Origin of the sequence: Clostridium sp. (assembly GCF_016650035.1) — a bacterium.
In the GTDB taxonomy this organism is placed as follows: Bacteria; Bacillota; Clostridia; order Clostridiales; family Clostridiaceae; genus Clostridium_AD.
Window position 1 is genome coordinate 1 of the sequence record NZ_JAENWM010000090.1, and the last position, 15427, is coordinate 15427.

Annotated in this window: 13 protein-coding genes and 2 pseudogenes; 13 read left to right on the top strand and 2 right to left on the bottom strand. The window is 32.3% G+C overall.

What is annotated here, in order from left to right; all coding sequences use genetic code 11:
* Positions 1-895 (top strand): amidohydrolase (locus tag JJD95_RS16670; protein WP_291644146.1); only part of this gene is annotated, 895 nt, incomplete at its 5' end.
* 235 nt (positions 896-1130) lie between these two features.
* Here the strand turns inward: JJD95_RS16670 and JJD95_RS20155 are convergent.
* Positions 1131-1384: pseudogene (locus JJD95_RS20155) on the bottom strand (sigma 54-interacting transcriptional regulator); the annotation flags it as partial.
* 110 nt (positions 1385-1494) lie between these two features.
* On the opposite strand from JJD95_RS20155, the gene JJD95_RS16680 reads away from it, so the two are divergent.
* The 11 genes and pseudogenes from JJD95_RS16680 to JJD95_RS16730 all read left to right on the top strand — a co-directional run bounded on the left by JJD95_RS16680 (position 1495) and on the right by JJD95_RS16730 (position 13061).
* Positions 1495-3486, top strand: a complete 1992-nt coding sequence (locus JJD95_RS16680; RefSeq protein ID WP_291644148.1) for an FAD-dependent oxidoreductase — start codon at positions 1495-1497, stop codon at positions 3484-3486.
* A 91-nt stretch (positions 3487-3577) separates the two neighbouring features.
* Entirely contained in the window at positions 3578-4099 is a 522-nt protein-coding gene (locus tag JJD95_RS16685; protein WP_291644159.1) for a 3-hydroxyacyl-CoA dehydrogenase NAD-binding domain-containing protein, read from the top strand.
* Positions 4100-4142: 43 nt separating this feature from the next.
* Positions 4143-4292: a hypothetical protein gene (locus tag JJD95_RS16690; RefSeq protein WP_291644149.1), complete on the top strand. Its 150-nt coding sequence runs from the start codon at positions 4143-4145 to the stop codon at positions 4290-4292.
* Positions 4276-4572: pseudogene (locus JJD95_RS16695) on the top strand (acetyl-CoA C-acyltransferase); the annotation flags it as partial. The gene JJD95_RS16690 and the pseudogene JJD95_RS16695, both read left to right, overlap by 17 nt.
* A gap of 310 nt (positions 4573-4882) precedes the next feature.
* Positions 4883-6016 carry an acyl-CoA dehydrogenase family protein gene (locus tag JJD95_RS16700; protein ID WP_291644150.1) on the top strand — a complete coding sequence of 378 codons (1134 nt, stop codon included), beginning with the start codon at positions 4883-4885 and terminating at the stop codon, positions 6014-6016.
* Positions 6017-6059: 43 nt separating this feature from the next.
* A complete protein-coding gene (locus JJD95_RS16705; RefSeq protein ID WP_291644151.1) occupies positions 6060-6857 on the top strand; it encodes an electron transfer flavoprotein subunit beta/FixA family protein in 798 nt (265 codons plus the stop codon).
* Between the two features lie 13 nt (positions 6858-6870).
* Positions 6871-7890: an electron transfer flavoprotein subunit alpha/FixB family protein gene (locus tag JJD95_RS16710; RefSeq protein ID WP_291644152.1), complete on the top strand. Its 1020-nt coding sequence runs from the start codon at positions 6871-6873 to the stop codon at positions 7888-7890.
* A gap of 4 nt (positions 7891-7894) precedes the next feature.
* Positions 7895-8680 (top strand): enoyl-CoA hydratase-related protein, encoded by a 786-nt coding sequence (locus JJD95_RS16715; RefSeq protein WP_291644153.1) that lies wholly within the window; start codon positions 7895-7897, stop codon positions 8678-8680.
* Between the two features lie 58 nt (positions 8681-8738).
* Complete coding sequence (locus tag JJD95_RS16720) at positions 8739-10028, top strand: acetyl-CoA hydrolase/transferase C-terminal domain-containing protein (protein WP_291644154.1); 1290 nt, start codon at positions 8739-8741, stop codon at positions 10026-10028.
* Positions 10029-10219: 191 nt separating this feature from the next.
* A complete protein-coding gene (locus JJD95_RS16725; protein ID WP_291644155.1) occupies positions 10220-11689 on the top strand; it encodes an ATP-binding protein in 1470 nt (489 codons plus the stop codon).
* 1 nt (position 11690) lies between these two features.
* Positions 11691-13061, top strand: coding sequence for a sigma-54 dependent transcriptional regulator (locus JJD95_RS16730; RefSeq protein WP_291644156.1), 1371 nt, complete (start codon positions 11691-11693; stop codon positions 13059-13061).
* Between the two features lie 221 nt (positions 13062-13282).
* Here the strand turns inward: JJD95_RS16730 and JJD95_RS16735 are convergent, their stop codons facing one another.
* On the bottom strand, positions 13283-13666 hold the full coding sequence (locus JJD95_RS16735; protein ID WP_367114839.1) for an HAD family hydrolase: 384 nt from the start codon (positions 13664-13666) through the stop codon (positions 13283-13285).
* Positions 13667-14057: 391 nt separating this feature from the next.
* On the opposite strand from JJD95_RS16735, the gene JJD95_RS16740 reads away from it, so the two are divergent.
* Complete coding sequence (locus JJD95_RS16740) at positions 14058-15296, top strand: EAL domain-containing protein (RefSeq protein WP_291644158.1); 1239 nt, start codon at positions 14058-14060, stop codon at positions 15294-15296.
* Positions 15297-15427 lie beyond the last annotated feature (131 nt).

A 15427-nucleotide genomic window follows, 5' to 3' on the forward strand; every position in this document is an offset into this window, starting at 1 on the left:
ATACAAATCTGAGAATGAAGGTTTTATGCATGCATGCGGACATGATTGCCATATATCAATGCTCTTAGGAGCTGCCATGATACTAAACGAAATCAAAAATGAAATTAATGGTACTGTAAGGCTACTTTTTCAGCCAGCAGAAGAAGTAGCGCAAGGAGCTAAAAAAATGATAAAAGCCGGAGCTCTTGATGATGTAGATGGAGTTTTTGGAATTCATGTATGGAGTGATATAGAATGTGGCTTTGTATGTGTTCAAGAAGGACCACTTATGGCTTCAGCAGATTTATTTACAATTAGTGTAGTTGGGAAGGGAGGCCACGGCTCTGCCCCACACCAAGGAGTTGACGCAGTTACTGCTTCTTCAGCAATTGTTATGAATCTTCAATCTATAGTAAGCAGGGAATTAAGCCCTCTTGAACCAGCTGTTGTAAGTATTGGTTCTCTCCAAGTAGGCACAAGGTTTAATATTATTGCAAGTGAAGGTACTCTAAATGGAACTACAAGATGCTTTAATCCAAATATTAGAAAAGAATTTCCCAAAATGATTCAACGGATTGCACAAGATACAGCCGCTGCTTATAGAGCAGAAGCAAATGTAACATATACTTTTGGAACACCTATTGTAATCAATAATGCAAATTGTTCAAAAATAGCAGCAAAATCTTTAGACCAAATATGCGCTAAATCTATTATCACTGAAACAACCACAGTAGGAGAAGATTTTGCAGAGTACTTGAACAGAGTACCTGGTTTAATCGCTTTTGTTGGAGTACGAAATGAAGCTAAAGGTGCTTGTTATCCTCAGCATCACCCAATGTATTCAGTAGATGAAGATGCGCTTGAAATAGGTGCTGAATTATATGCACAATATGCTAAGGACTTCTTAAATAGCTAAAATTATATATATTTAGCAAGTGGGGCGATTCACACCCCACTAGGGTAACTGTGACTTGGGCAAAATAGTAAATTATTAGTTAGAATTTAGAATGAGCATCAGTGGCTGGAGTAGTAGCTATCGATGCTTATTTTATTTTGATTGTAGATTCATCATAAAGTTGCATGTCAGTATTAAAATATTGTTTTATATGTTTCATGGTTATTACTATATCATTATAAATCTGAATTGTACCTTCTAAGAGATTTTGCAATTCCCGTACATTTCCTGGCCAAGTATATTTCATAAAAATATCTTCTTTTCTTGATCTTAATGGAGGTACATTTATCCTTATAATAGCAAGACGATAGAAAAGATCTTCTCTAAATTCTCCTTGCTTTATTTTTTCGATTAAATTTCTATTTGTAGCTGCTATTATTCTTACATCTATATTAATTGAAGTATTGCTTGAAGGTCAAGTGGCATATCGCCTATCTCATCTAAAATTACTGGTGAAAAATATAAATGCAATAAACTATTATTCTTGTTAACGATGTTGGTATGTATTTTGCTATTATAAAGAAGTGAGTCTAAAAGAAAAAGAGAAAGGTGGTAAGCTAATGAACAATCCTATTCTATTTACACCAATAAAAATAAATAGGTTAGAAATTAAGAACAGAATAATTATGTCAGCAATGCATCTTGGATATGCAGAAAAAAAAGAGGTTTCAAAGAAAGATATTGAGTTTTATAGAGCAAGAGCTAAAGGTGGAGCAGGTGCAATTGTAGTTGTTGCATCAGTAAATGATGTAGCAGGTCCTCCTGATATGCATTGCGCAGGCGAGGATAAGTACATTGAAGGGTTTAAAGTTTTATCAGATGTTATGCATGAATATGATACTAAAATGTTTATGCAACTCTTTCATTCAGGAAGAAATATTGTATCTTCAAACATTAAAGGTAAGAAGCCACTAGCACCGTCAGCTATAGCATCACCAATATATAGAGAGCTCCCAGTTGAAATGACTATTGATGATATTAATTCGACTATTGATGATTTTGGATTAGCAGCTTTAAGGTGTAAAAATGCTGGAGTTGATGGAGTAGAAATAAGTTGTAGTGCTGGATATCTCCTAACTCAATTCTTATCACCACGTACAAACTTAAGAGATGATCAATACGGTGGTTCAAAAGAAAATCGAATGAGATTTCCTAAACAGGTCATAAAAAGAGTTAGAGAGGGTGTAGGAAAAGATTATCCGATAATTCTACGTATATCAGCTAGTGATATGATTCCAGGAGGTTATGGTATTGATTTTATGCAGGAATTTTGTGCTTCTATAGAACCAGGATTAATTGACGCTATAAGTGTTACTGGAGGATGGCATGAATCACCTATTCCTCAAATATCTGCACATGTTCCAGAAGGCGGATATGCATTGTTTGCAGAAGCAATAAAAAGAGTTGTAAAAGTACCTGTGATTGCATGTAATAGGATAAATAATGGTGAAATAGCAGAGAAAATTTTGCAAAAGGGGTTGGCAGAATTTGTTGGAGTAGCACGTGGCTTTTTAATTGATGCTGAATTTGCAAATAAAATTAGAGATGGTAAAAAAATTAGAAAGTGTGTAGCTTGTAACAAAGGGTGTATTGAGAGAGTGTTAAGAGGGAAAGAAGTTAGATGTGCTTTTAATCCTGAAACAGGTAATGAGGAATTAGTGATTGAAAAGGGGGACAATAAAAAAATACTTATTGTAGGTGCTGGACCAGCCGGAATACAAGCAGCTAAGACTGCTGCTTTAAAAGGACATGAGGTTGTGATTTGCACGAACGAAGATAAAATAGGCGGACTACTATCGGTGGCTTCAAAACCACCTTATAAGGGGGGGATAGGTGAATTAAGTGAGGTTAGTGAAGAAGAATTAAAAGAGCTTAATATAGAAATTAGATTCAACACAATGGTGAATGAAGAAATAATAAAAGAAATAAATCCAGATTATGTAATTATAGCAGCTGGAGCATCTCCTATAATTCCTAAAATAGAAGGCATTGACGAAAACTACATTTATATGGCTGGAGATGTACTGAAGGCAGACAGAAATATTTTAGAAAAAATTAGAAAAGGAAAAACCTATATTATAGGGGGAGGTGCTGTTGGATTAGAAGTAGCTCACTATCTTGCAGAAAACATCTTCACAGATATTTTGTCATTGCAATATATAAACAGATATGTTCCATCTGAGCTAAAAAGTAGCATCTATAGTCCACTTGATATAACAGTAGTTGAAATGCAAAGTAAGGTAGGAAAAGATTTAGGTGGAGATAAGTGGATATTGTTAAATGAACTAAAACAATATGGCGTAAAAATAATAACCGATGCAAAGGTTTTATCAGTTGCAGATAATAAAATTTCAATGATGGGTAAAGAGGGCGAAATCACGGGTAAGGTAGACAATATAATATTAGCTATTGGATACAAATCGAATGGCAAAGAGCTTATAAAACACCTGGAGGATAATAACATTGATTATACAGTAATAGGGGATGCGCTAGAACCAAGGAATATTATGGAGGCTCTTAGAGAAGGCTATTTAAAAATTCTAAGCATTTAACCACATTTCAGAAGGAAATTTTTCTACTTCTGTAGTCGTTAATATTGCAGCTCATATAGCAGGTATAGGAATACCGGTTTGTTTATTGGATATGGTTTCTACAAATTTGACAGAGGAGGAAAAAGCTAAAGGATTAACTCTAGAAAGTACGGAAATTAGAAATAAATTTGCGAAAAAAGGGAAAGAGAGAATTACCGATCCTAAAAACAAATCAGTTTTTCATAAGCGTGTAGGTGATTTAATTAAAATTGGTAATTTTGAAGACAATATGGACATGATAAGTGATAGTGATTGGGTTATTGAAGTAATAGTTGAAAATCTTGAACCTAAGAAAAATATAATGAAAAAAATATCCAAGTATTGTAAGAAAGGTGCTGTAGTATCTTCTAACACATCAGGTGTATCTATAAATAAAATTGTTGAAGATATGCCTATAGAATTTAGACAATGTTTTATGGGAACACATTTTTTCAATCCTCCAAGATATATGAAATTATTTGAACTTATACCAGCCTTAGATACTCTACCAGAATTAGTTGATTTTATGGAACAGTTTGCAACAAAACGATTAGAAAAGTATTTCTACAGCATCGGTATCAGGAAGCGCCTATGAAGCTGCTAATAATGGGTTTATTAGGAAGACAGATAGAATAATAATGAATAAAGATTATATAATAACTGAAGCTAAAAATACAGTATTAACAATGTATGATAATGGATTCATTCAAAGACAAAAAAATCCTATTCATGTGCTTGGAACTAAAGGAAGAGCTGCAATACAATATGATAATTCCAAAAGCACTTAAAATATCTGGAATAGAAAAGGAAGATTTAGATTTAATAGAACTCAACGAAGCTTTTGCATCCCAATCATTGGCTTGTATAAATGAATTAAATTTAAATGCGGATATAATAAACGTTAATGGAGGGGCTATATCATTAGGGCATCCATTAGGTTGTACAGGTTCTTTCCTTACTATAAAGCTTTTTTCTGAGTTAAGGAGAAGAAATGGGAAATATGGACTTGTAAGTATGTGCATTGGTGGAGGTATGGGAGCAGCCGCTGTATTTGAATTAATCTATTAAATGATTATGTTATTTTTCTAAAACAAAAAAGACATCTAATTATATTAATGCGCCATCTATTGAATTTTTTAGTTATAAAATTAACAATTGTGCAACCTACTTTTGTGCAATTGTTCTATATATTGCACAAAAGCCCAGTTGCACAAGGTATAAAAGTCTTATAAAACAAGCACTTTTAATTTGGCGCGGAACTTGCTATAAGATAAAGTAGATAGTTTAAATAGGCTTTACTAGGTAACTTACCTAGTAGATGGCCAATATGATTATTATATTAAAGAGATTAAATAAAAAAATATTAAGGAGGTAAGAAGTGGGATATATTTTAAACGAAGAACAAAGTAGTTTAGTAGAGATGATAAAAGAATTTATGACTAATGAGGTAAAACCTCACGTTGCAGAATTTGATATATCAGGTGAATTTCCTAGAGAATTATATGAAAAAGCATTTGAAATGGGGTTACATTGTCTTGAAATTCCTGAGGAATTTGGTGGTGGTGGTGTTGATTATTTGACTGCAGCTGCTATTTACGAGGAAATGGGAAAAATTGATGCTGGATTTTCAACAGGATTATGTGCCATTAGCTTAGCATTAAAACCCGTTTTAATTGCAGGAACAACTGAGCAGAAAAAACTTTTTTCTGACATTATTGTACCTGGTGCGTTTGGAGCCTTCTGTTTAACAGAACCTGATGCAGGATCAGATGCTGGTTCTATAAAAACAACAGCAGTAAGAGATGGAGACGAATATATAATAAATGGAGGGAAATGCTTTATTACTAATGGGGGGGTATCTGATGTATACGTAGTTTTTGCGTCTACAGATAAATCAAAAGGCCTAAAGGGTTTATCGGCCTTTATTGTTGAAAGAAGTTGTAAGGGTATATCTGTAGGAAAAGAAGAAAATAAAATGGGAATCAGACTCTCAAATACTTCTGATGTGGTATTTGAAGATGTAAGAATTCCTGCAACAAATCTTTTAGGAAAGGAAGGTGACGGATTTAAAATTGCAATGAAAACTTTAGATCTTTCAAGGCCTTTTGTCGGGGCAGTTGCTGTAGGTATTGCACAAAGAGCAATTGATGAGGCAGTTAAATATTCAAAGGAAAGAATCACATTTGGAAAACCAATCGCTAAATTCCAGGCAATACAATTTATGCTGGCGGATATGGACATTGAAACAGAGGCAGCACGTCAAATGGTGATACATGCAATACATCTGATTATAGCTGAAAAGCCTTTTTCAAGGGAGGCGGCTATTGCAAAATGTCTTGCAGGTGATGTTGCAGTTAAGGTAGCACTAGATGCAATTCAAATTTTAGGTGGTTATGGTTATAGTAGAGATTATCCAGTAGAAAAACTTTTGCGGGACGCTAAAATATTCCAGATATTCGAGGGAACTAACCAAATTCAAAGGGTAATAATCGCGGGGCATTTGATAAAATAAAACACATTTATTAATTAGTATTAATAAATAATAAGGAGTTTAAATGAATATTTTAGTTTGTGTAAAGCAAGTTCCAGATACAACAGAAATTAAAATTGATCCCATTACAAATACTCTTATTAGAGCAGGTGTACCAAGCATAGTGAATCCATTTGACGCTTATGCGTTAGAGCTTGCGGTAAGAATTAAGGAAACTAATGGAGGCATAATAACTGTTTTGGCAATGGGACCTCAGCAAGCAAAATCTGCTTTGAAAGAATGTTTATCGGTAGGAGCAGACAAAGCAATTTTAGTAAGCGACAGAGTCTTTGGTGGGTCAGATACGTTGGCCACTAGCTATATATTATCAACTACAATAAAGGCTATTGAAAAGAAAGCTGAAAAGTTTGATTTAATACTTTGTGGTAAGCAGGCAATAGATGGAGATACAGGGCAGGTGGGTCCTGAAATTGCAGAACATTTGGGCTATGCGCAGGTTACATATGTCGAGGATATCACAGTTGATGGTGAAAATGTAAGGGTAAAAAGAGAAAATGATGATCAGCACGAAATTATCGAAACACAAATGCCTGCTGTTATTACCGTTATTAAAACTGCTTATGAGCCAAGATATGCAACAATAAAAAGCAAAATGGCTTCAAATAGGGCTCAAATACCTACTATGACAGCTGCTGATTTAGATATTGATTTAGAAAGAACGGGATTAAAGGGGTCTCCTACAAAGGTGAAAAAAACATTTGTCCCTCAGCTCAAAAAATCAGGTATTATAATTAAGGGCAAAACAAGTTCAGAGTCAGCTTTAGAATTAATTTTTTTGCTCTCTGAGGCAAGTATTATATAGGAGGAAAAATAAAATGAATATACTGGAGGATTTTAAAAACCTTTGGGTTTATGTTGAAGTAGTAAATGGAAAGGCTAAAAGCGTGGGGCTAGAATTATTAAATCCAGGAAGAAGATTGGCAGATATTAACAAGGAAAAATTGATAGCTGTAGTAATTGGTGATAACGTGGAAAGTGTTGCAAAGACAGCCATTGCATATGGTGCGGATGAAGTTATTTTAGTAGAAGGTTCTGAGTATAAAGAATATTCTACAGATGGATATGTTAATGTTCTTGATAAATTGGTCCGGAAATATAAGCCTTCAACACTTTTAATTGGGGCTACAAATAACGGAAGAGATGTTGCTCCCCGATTATCGTGTAGAATTAAGACTGGACTCACAGCGGACTGTACTGGACTTGATATTGATGAGGAAAGCGGAAACGTTGCTTGGACTAGACCTGCTTTTGGCGGAAATCTTATGGCAACGATTTTATGTCCTAATACAAGCCCTCAAATTGGTACAGTGAGACCAGGCGTTTTTAAAAAGATAGAACCGGATTTTTCTAGAGACACAAAGATTTCAAGAGAGAGAATACACACACCTAAAGAAGAAATTAGAACTAAATTGATTGAATGTATTAAGGAAACGGCAGGAGAGATAGTTAATCTTGAAGAGTCTGAAATTATAGTATCCGGAGGAAGAGGGCTGGGCATGGCTGAAAACTTTTCATTGATAAGAGAGCTTGCAAAAGTATTAGGGGCTACAGTTGGTTCTTCAAGAGCTGCAGTTGATGCTGGTTGGATATCACATATTCATCAGGTGGGTCAGACAGGAAAAACTGTTCAGCCTAAAATTTATGTTGCATGTGGTATTTCAGGTGCTATACAGCATTTAGCAGGTATGAATTCTTCTGATACGATTATTGCTATTAATAAGGATGAGGATGCGCCGATATTTGGTGTTGCCAATTACGGTATTGTTGGAAATTTGTTTGAGGTGATACCTGTATTAATAGAAGAAATTAAAAAAATAAAATTACAGAAGGAGTAATAATATGAATTACGAAAAAATTATTTTTAGTCATGACAAGGGTATTGCAAGAATTACATTAAATAGCAAAGAAAATTTAAATGCATTTGATCATTCTTTAGTATCTGAGGTAATTAACGCATTGGATGAATGTGGAAGTAACCCAGCTATAAGAGTAGTAATTTTTAATGGTGTTGGAAAAGGATTTAGTGGTGGGGGAGATATTGGTGCAATGTATAAAGCTATAGAGGAAGGACAAGGCTTTGGTGAATTAATTGAAAAGGCTGCAGAATTAGCAGTAAAGATTAAAAAGCTTCCTAAGCCTGTAATCGCATCTGTGCATGGTCCAGTTGCAGGAGCTGGTTTTAATGTTGCAATAGCATGCGACATGTGTATTGCAGCAGATAATGCACTGTTTTTACAAGCCTTTGTAAACATTGGGCTTATACCTGATACTGGCGGTGTCTATCTATTAACAAGAGCCGTAGGAGTATCAAAAGCTTCTGAACTGACCCTTACAGGAAAAAGGATTTCTGCAAAAGAAGCATTTGACATGGGAATAGTGACAGAGGTGTGCTTAATGGAGGAACTTGAGGAAAAAACAAATAAGCTTGCAATGAAAATGGTAAAGGGTCCTGCAGTTTCATATAAAAATATAAAAGAATTAATCTATAAAACTCAATTTTCTGATTTCGAACAATATTTAAAAGAAGAAGTGAAAGCACAGGTAGAATGCAGTAAAACTGAAGATTTTAAAGAAGGATTGAAAGCTTTCTTAGAAAAAAGAAAACCTAATTATGTAGGCAAATAACTAAATATTACTTTTTGACATGTAAATGAAGATTTTTATTAAAAAGAGGAGGGTTATTATGAGTTGGCAAGATATTTATAAAAGTAAATTAGTATCAGTAGAAAATGCTGCAAAAAAAATTGAATCTGGTGATAAAATTTGGTTTGGTGCATGTTCAGCAGCACCAATACAAATTTTAGAAGCTTTAGCCGATCGTGCAGAGGAACTTGAAAACGTTGACCTTGTTAGCGCCATGGCGCTTTATCCTTTCAAATTTTTACAATCGCCAGAATTTATTGGTAAACTTAATTATCATACAATTTTTTATGGTCCTTTTGAAAGAAAATTTTATAAAGTAGGGAACGTAGATATTAATTCAGTTCATTTTGCAAAAGCTTACTTGGCAATTAGAGATGTGTTCAAAGTTGATACATTATTAGCTGACGTGTCAGAGCCAGATGAAGATGGTTACATGTACTATGGAGTAACGGGCGTAGCATGGAATGGTGTAGTTGCTGAACATGCAAAAAAGAAAATAGTTCAAGTGAATAAAAATCAACCGAAAGTAAATGGGACAAAGAATAGAATTCATGTTAGCGAAGTAGATTGTATTTGTGAGTATGACCATCCGCTCCTAGAACTATCTCAGCCTCCTACTAAGGAAATAGATAGGAAAATAGCATCCTACATTATTCCATTAATTCCTGATGGAGCAACATTACAAGTAGGGCTAGGCGGTATTGCAAATGCTGTAGCTTATGGTCTTGAGAATAAGAAAAATTTAAGTGTCCATACTGAAATGCTTACAGATTCTATGGTGTATTTAGCTAAAAAAGGTATAATAAATGGGAGAATTTTAGCAGGATTTGGTTTAGGTAGCAAAGAATTATATGATTATGTAGCAGAAGGAAAGGTTGAATTAGCCCCAATTGAAGCTGTTAATGATCCATATATTGCTGGGAAAAATGACGATTTCATGTCAATTAACAGTACACTTATGATGGATCTTACAGGTCAGGTATGTTCAGAATCAATTGGTTTTTCTCAGTTTAGTTGCACAGGTGGACAACTTGATTATGTAAGGGCTGCTGGTATTTCAAAAGGAGGGAAGAGCTTTCTATGTTTATCCTCCACTGTTAAAAATAAAGATGGCAGTATTGGATCTACAATTACTGTAACTCTACCTAAGGGTCAGGCAGTTACAACTCCAAGATCTGATGTAATGTATGTTGTAACTGAGTATGGGATTGCAGATTTGTACAATAGACCTATTAAAGAAAGAGTTGAAGCTATGATTTCTATTGCACATCCTGATTTCAGGGAAAAACTAAGGCAAGAAGCAATTGATTCAAGATTAATAGTAAAATAAAAGTATTGGAGTCATAAGGTCTATAAACAAATATTATATTTTAACCTGATGTGAGTTATAAATACATCAGGTTTTTTTAAAATATGAACAATAATGTAATTTGTGATTAAATTAACAAAAATTAAAACATATTTATGCTATAATAACATAAATCAGAAATCTTATACTTAACATGGTAAATGGAGGTTAATATGATATTTTCGGAAGTAAGTTGTAAAGCTGAAAATTCGCTTAAAAAAATTGATAGTTTAGGCATTACTAAGTTAGCCAAAGCAGATGAAGTAGGAATATGCACAATAACGCAAAATAACAAGGTTTATATAGATGCTTGTCTAAAATATAATGAGAATGTAGGGGATTTAAAACTAATATTAAATTGTATTGCCTCAAAGATTTTCAAACTAGAGGATAAAACTGAAGTATTTAATCTTTCGGAGTATGGAGAAGAGAGGTTTATTTTAGCAATTCCTATAAGAGCTTACTTTAAATATAAGGTTTATTTTGTGTTTCATAATATGAATGGTTTTACAAAAGAGCAAATCACCTCAGTATCAGCAGTGGTTTTTTTATTGTATGAAAATGTTTTATTAAATCATGACGTATTAAGAGAAAGAAATTATCTTGATAGTTTGTTTGATAGTTTGGAATCGATTGTTATTGGATTGGACAAGGCTGGGTTTATAACATCTGGGAATAAAACAGTAGAAAAGATATTTAAGCTACATTTACAAGATATTTTAGGAAATAAATTTATTGAGTTAAAGTCTATAAAAGACAAGAGGAATATTTTTGAATCCATAAATAAAGTAATTAAATATAATAGAAGCTGTATAGTTAAAGAAGAAATATTCATAATAGAAGGTGAAAAAGTATATATGGATATAATATTTTCGCCAGTAAATAATAGCAGAGGCGAAATTGATGGCATAGTCATAGTTATGGATGATATTACTAACAGAAAAATATATGAAAAAGAGATTGAACAGCTAAATCAATTTGCTTTTCTAGGAGAAGTAGCAGCAGGAATTGCACATAATATCAAAAATCCCCTTACAAATATTAAGGGTTGTGGAAGAATACTAGAAAAGAAGCTAATAGGAAATGAATATTATAATGATTTTATATTACCTATAACAAAAGAGGCAGATAGAATTGATGATGTTATAAATAAAATGTTGTCATATACATTCATAACTCAAGAAGATATTTATGGATATATTAGTGTGGAAGAATCTATAAATAAATGCTTTGATATATTAAGCTTTCATATTAAATCCAAGGATATTAAAATGACAAAAGATATAGAAAAAGATTTACCTTTAATAAAAGGTAATAATGTTCAACTTCAACAGGCATTTATAAACATTCTTTTTAATGCTATGCAAGCGGTGGAGTGTACTGGTAAAATTGAAATCACATGTGAAAAATTATCTAAAAAAGACACAATAAAAATATGTATAGCGGATAATGGCAAAGGAATCGAAGAGAATAACATAAAAAATATTTTCAAACCTTTTTTTAGTACAAGAAATGATGGAAATGGGTTTGGTTTAGCTATAGTAAAGCTTGTTATTGAAAAATTCTACGGGACTATTGAGGTGGAATCTAAGTTGGGAATTGGAACGAAATTTATGATATATTTACCATATAAGGAGCTTTAAAATGAGAAAGAAAAAAATACTAATAGTAGATGATGAAATTTTAATTTTAAAAATATTAAAGCTAGAGTTAGGTGATAGCGGGTACAATGTTGTACTAGCTAATGATGGGGAAGAAGCTATAGAAAAATTTAAAAAAGAAGACTTTGATATGGTTATTGTGGATAACAGGATGCCAAAAAAAAGTGGGATCGAGGTAATTAAAGAGATTAAAAAAATTAAACCGAATACAATAATACTTATGATGACAGCATTTGGAAGTATAAGCAATGCAGTTGAAGCTATAAAAGAAGGAGCTTATGATTATATAACAAAGCCATTTGAAAATAATGATTTTATGGAAAAAATAAAAAACATTTTAGATAATCAAAAAGAAATTCATGGAAAAGATGTAGATGGTCCAGAAGAAAGTAAGAAATTAATTGGAAATGGTAAAGAAATAATAAGAATTAAAAAAATAATTGAAAAAATAAAGGATTTGGATACCATAGTTTTGCTCACAGGAGAAAGTGGAACAGGTAAAGGTGTAATAGCCAGAGAAATATGTTCTAGAAGTAATCGAAAACAAATGCCTTTTATACAGGTAGACTGTGCATCACTATCTGAAAATCTGATAGAAAGTGAGCTTTTTGGACATGAGAAAGGCTCTTTTACGGGAGCAAATGAAACAAAAATTGGTAAATTTGAATCTGCTAAAAATGGAACGATATTTCTAGATGAAATTGGAACTTTAGATTTAAATTTACAGGCTAAGCTACTTATTGTTTTACAAGAAAAGAGTTTTACGAGGATTGGATCATCCGTACCCAGAAAATTAAGTGCAAGAGTAATTGCAGCAACAAACATAAATTTAGAGAATGCTGTACAGAAAAAAATATTTAGGGAAGATTTATTTTATAGATTGAATGTAGTGACAATAGAATGTTGTCCTTTAAGATATAGAAAGGATGAGATAAAAGAGTTATCTTTAGGCTTCATAAAAAATATAAATAAAAAATTTAAAAAGAAAATATTATCTGTATCAGATGAAGTTTGGGATTTATTTGAAATATATAATTGGCCAGGAAATATAAGAGAATTGGAAAATACACTAGAATGTAGTATAGCACTTTCATCTGATGAAAATCTAAAAGTAAATGATTTACCTATAAGAATAATGGAAAAAATAAAATATATAAAAAGATCAAGTCAAATGGGAGAATCAAATCTTGTTTCAGAAGACACAGCTAAAAATTATGAATTTGAAGAACAAGAAATTAGGGGGTTAAAAGAAGCGCTTTATAGGAATAATGGACATAGAGAAAAAACGGCAATTGACTTAAATATAGCTAGACGTACTTTACAATACAAATTAAAAAAATATGGACTTAGCTAAGAAACTAGCAAGCGTACCAATGCACCGCAAAGCTACCCAAGCCATGTAAACAAAGTGTTAACATGGAGGAACGGAAGCTAGAGGTTTTGAAAATAATATGATTAGAACCTATTATAAAGCTATTTATTGGGAGAAATCAGATACACTATTTGTAATAGCTACTTCTATAATAATAATAATAATCTTTATCCTTTGCTTTTCATATTATATGGGATGGTTAATTAGTTTTCAAATGTGGTAGGATTTTTAGAATTGACCATTTCTAATGATGAATTTGATACGGCAATCACTCTGATGTTATTTTTCCTAAGCGTTTTAAGTGCTTCAGGAACATCATCATATGGGGGGAGTTTTCTAAAAGAACCTAATATTTCAGCTTTTGTTGCCTTTGTTAATTGTTTGCCACTTTCATAAAATACATTTTCTAGTACAACCTCTGCCAGTTCACCAAAATCTCTATATTCATCCATATTACCAACTATAGTAGAAGTATGTAACAACTTAGTAAACCAATACTTGAGCACATAATCGTCATCAAAATATTTATCAAAATTCTCTTTTGATAGACTTAAATTTAGTAATGTTTCATTCATATCAAATAACACTATCTTCTTATAGGTTCTGGCCTATAACTTCTGGTTTTTAATTATTTCACCAATTTCCCAACGTTTGATTCCAAGTTTACTGTATAATTTTCTTTTGCAACTCCATCAATTCCTTTCGCTTTCTTTTAGGCTCGTTTTCAACCCGTCCTACGCTTAAACCTAATGTTACCATTTTCAAGAGGAACTAACACTCATTTGCGTGCCCCTGGGGTTTTTATGAGAGAAAGCTATCGATAATTGTATATTTATGGTATGATTAAGTTGTAGAATTAGATAAAGGTGTTTAATAATGGATGTAAAAATTGATATCATGATGCTATTTGACACAATAAAAACTGAAGTAGTTGAGAACATATAAATAAATTTTGCTTTAAAGTGGGGGGATAAATCTATGAAATTATTCACCAAACAATCAAATGGACCAATGGGAAACCTCAATAAAATACTGTTAGTATTATTTTTAAGTATCGCTTTTAATTTGATTACATATATAAGTGGGGGCACTCAGTATGCATGGCTACAATTGAATTTTATTGTAATTATTATTGCTGCGTATTATTGGAAAATCAAAGGAAGTCTGGTAGTTGCTATTTTATTGGGCATAATTGTAGGTCCGTTTATGCCTTTAAATTTATCCGAAGGAATTATGCAAAAACCCGAGAACTGGATAATTAGGATATTGATTTATTTATTAGTTGCATTTATTACAGGATATATTTTCCATGATAATAATGAAATTAATAAACGATTAAAACAGAAAGACTTAATTAGTACCTTTACAAGACTTTATAACACAAATAAGCTATTCCCTGAATTAAATAAAATGATCAAAAATGACAAAAGATTCTGCTTGATATTTTTTAAAATCGTCAATCTTAAAGGAATAAGTAAGTATGTCAATTATAACATTGTAAATAGGATAATACATGAAGGGATCAATCATATTAAAACCAACTTTGAAGGAAATGAATTGTATTCATCTAATTTTAATGAATACGTACTTGTTTTGAAAGAATATGATGAACGTAACATAACTCAGATAATGTCTAAGTATATTGAAAGTGTTTCGGATTCAATTGAGATTGACGATTATTCATTCAAATTAATTATAAAAGTTGGAATTGCATTTAATAATGGCGGTAGAGATGATGCGATAGAAATATATAACAAAGTTAGAATCGCTGCGGACCAAGGTGGAATTTATGAATCAGGTGTCTATACTTATGACACTAGTTTTGATAGTACTATGAAATTATCCTATGAAATTTCAGGTTCACTACAAGATGCAATAAATAAGAATGAGTTTTATCTTGTTTATCAGCCGATTATTAATCTCAAGGATAATACGATATCTGAAGCAGAAGCCCTATTGAGATGGGACAGAGGTGAAAGAGAACCAGCAGGTCCACAATTGTTTATCCCAATAGCTGAACGAATAGGTTTGATTAAACAAATTACTAAATGGGTAATAGAAAATGATTTCATTCAAAAGAGTAAGTGGAAAAAGAATGGATTAGAAATTGTGACCACAATTAATGTTACCAAGAGCGAAATAGAAGACGACTCTTTTCGTGAATGGGTAGGAAAAATCATTAAAGAAAATGGTATTGATAGATCTTCTATAGTGTAGTGCGTCAAAATATAGCTTTATATAACTGCATTCCTAAGTCAAATTATAACTATAATACTAATAATTATCTAGTTATTAATTGCTTTTTTGATAAGCACATTATTTCTATGACAAAAGCTCCTAACGACTTG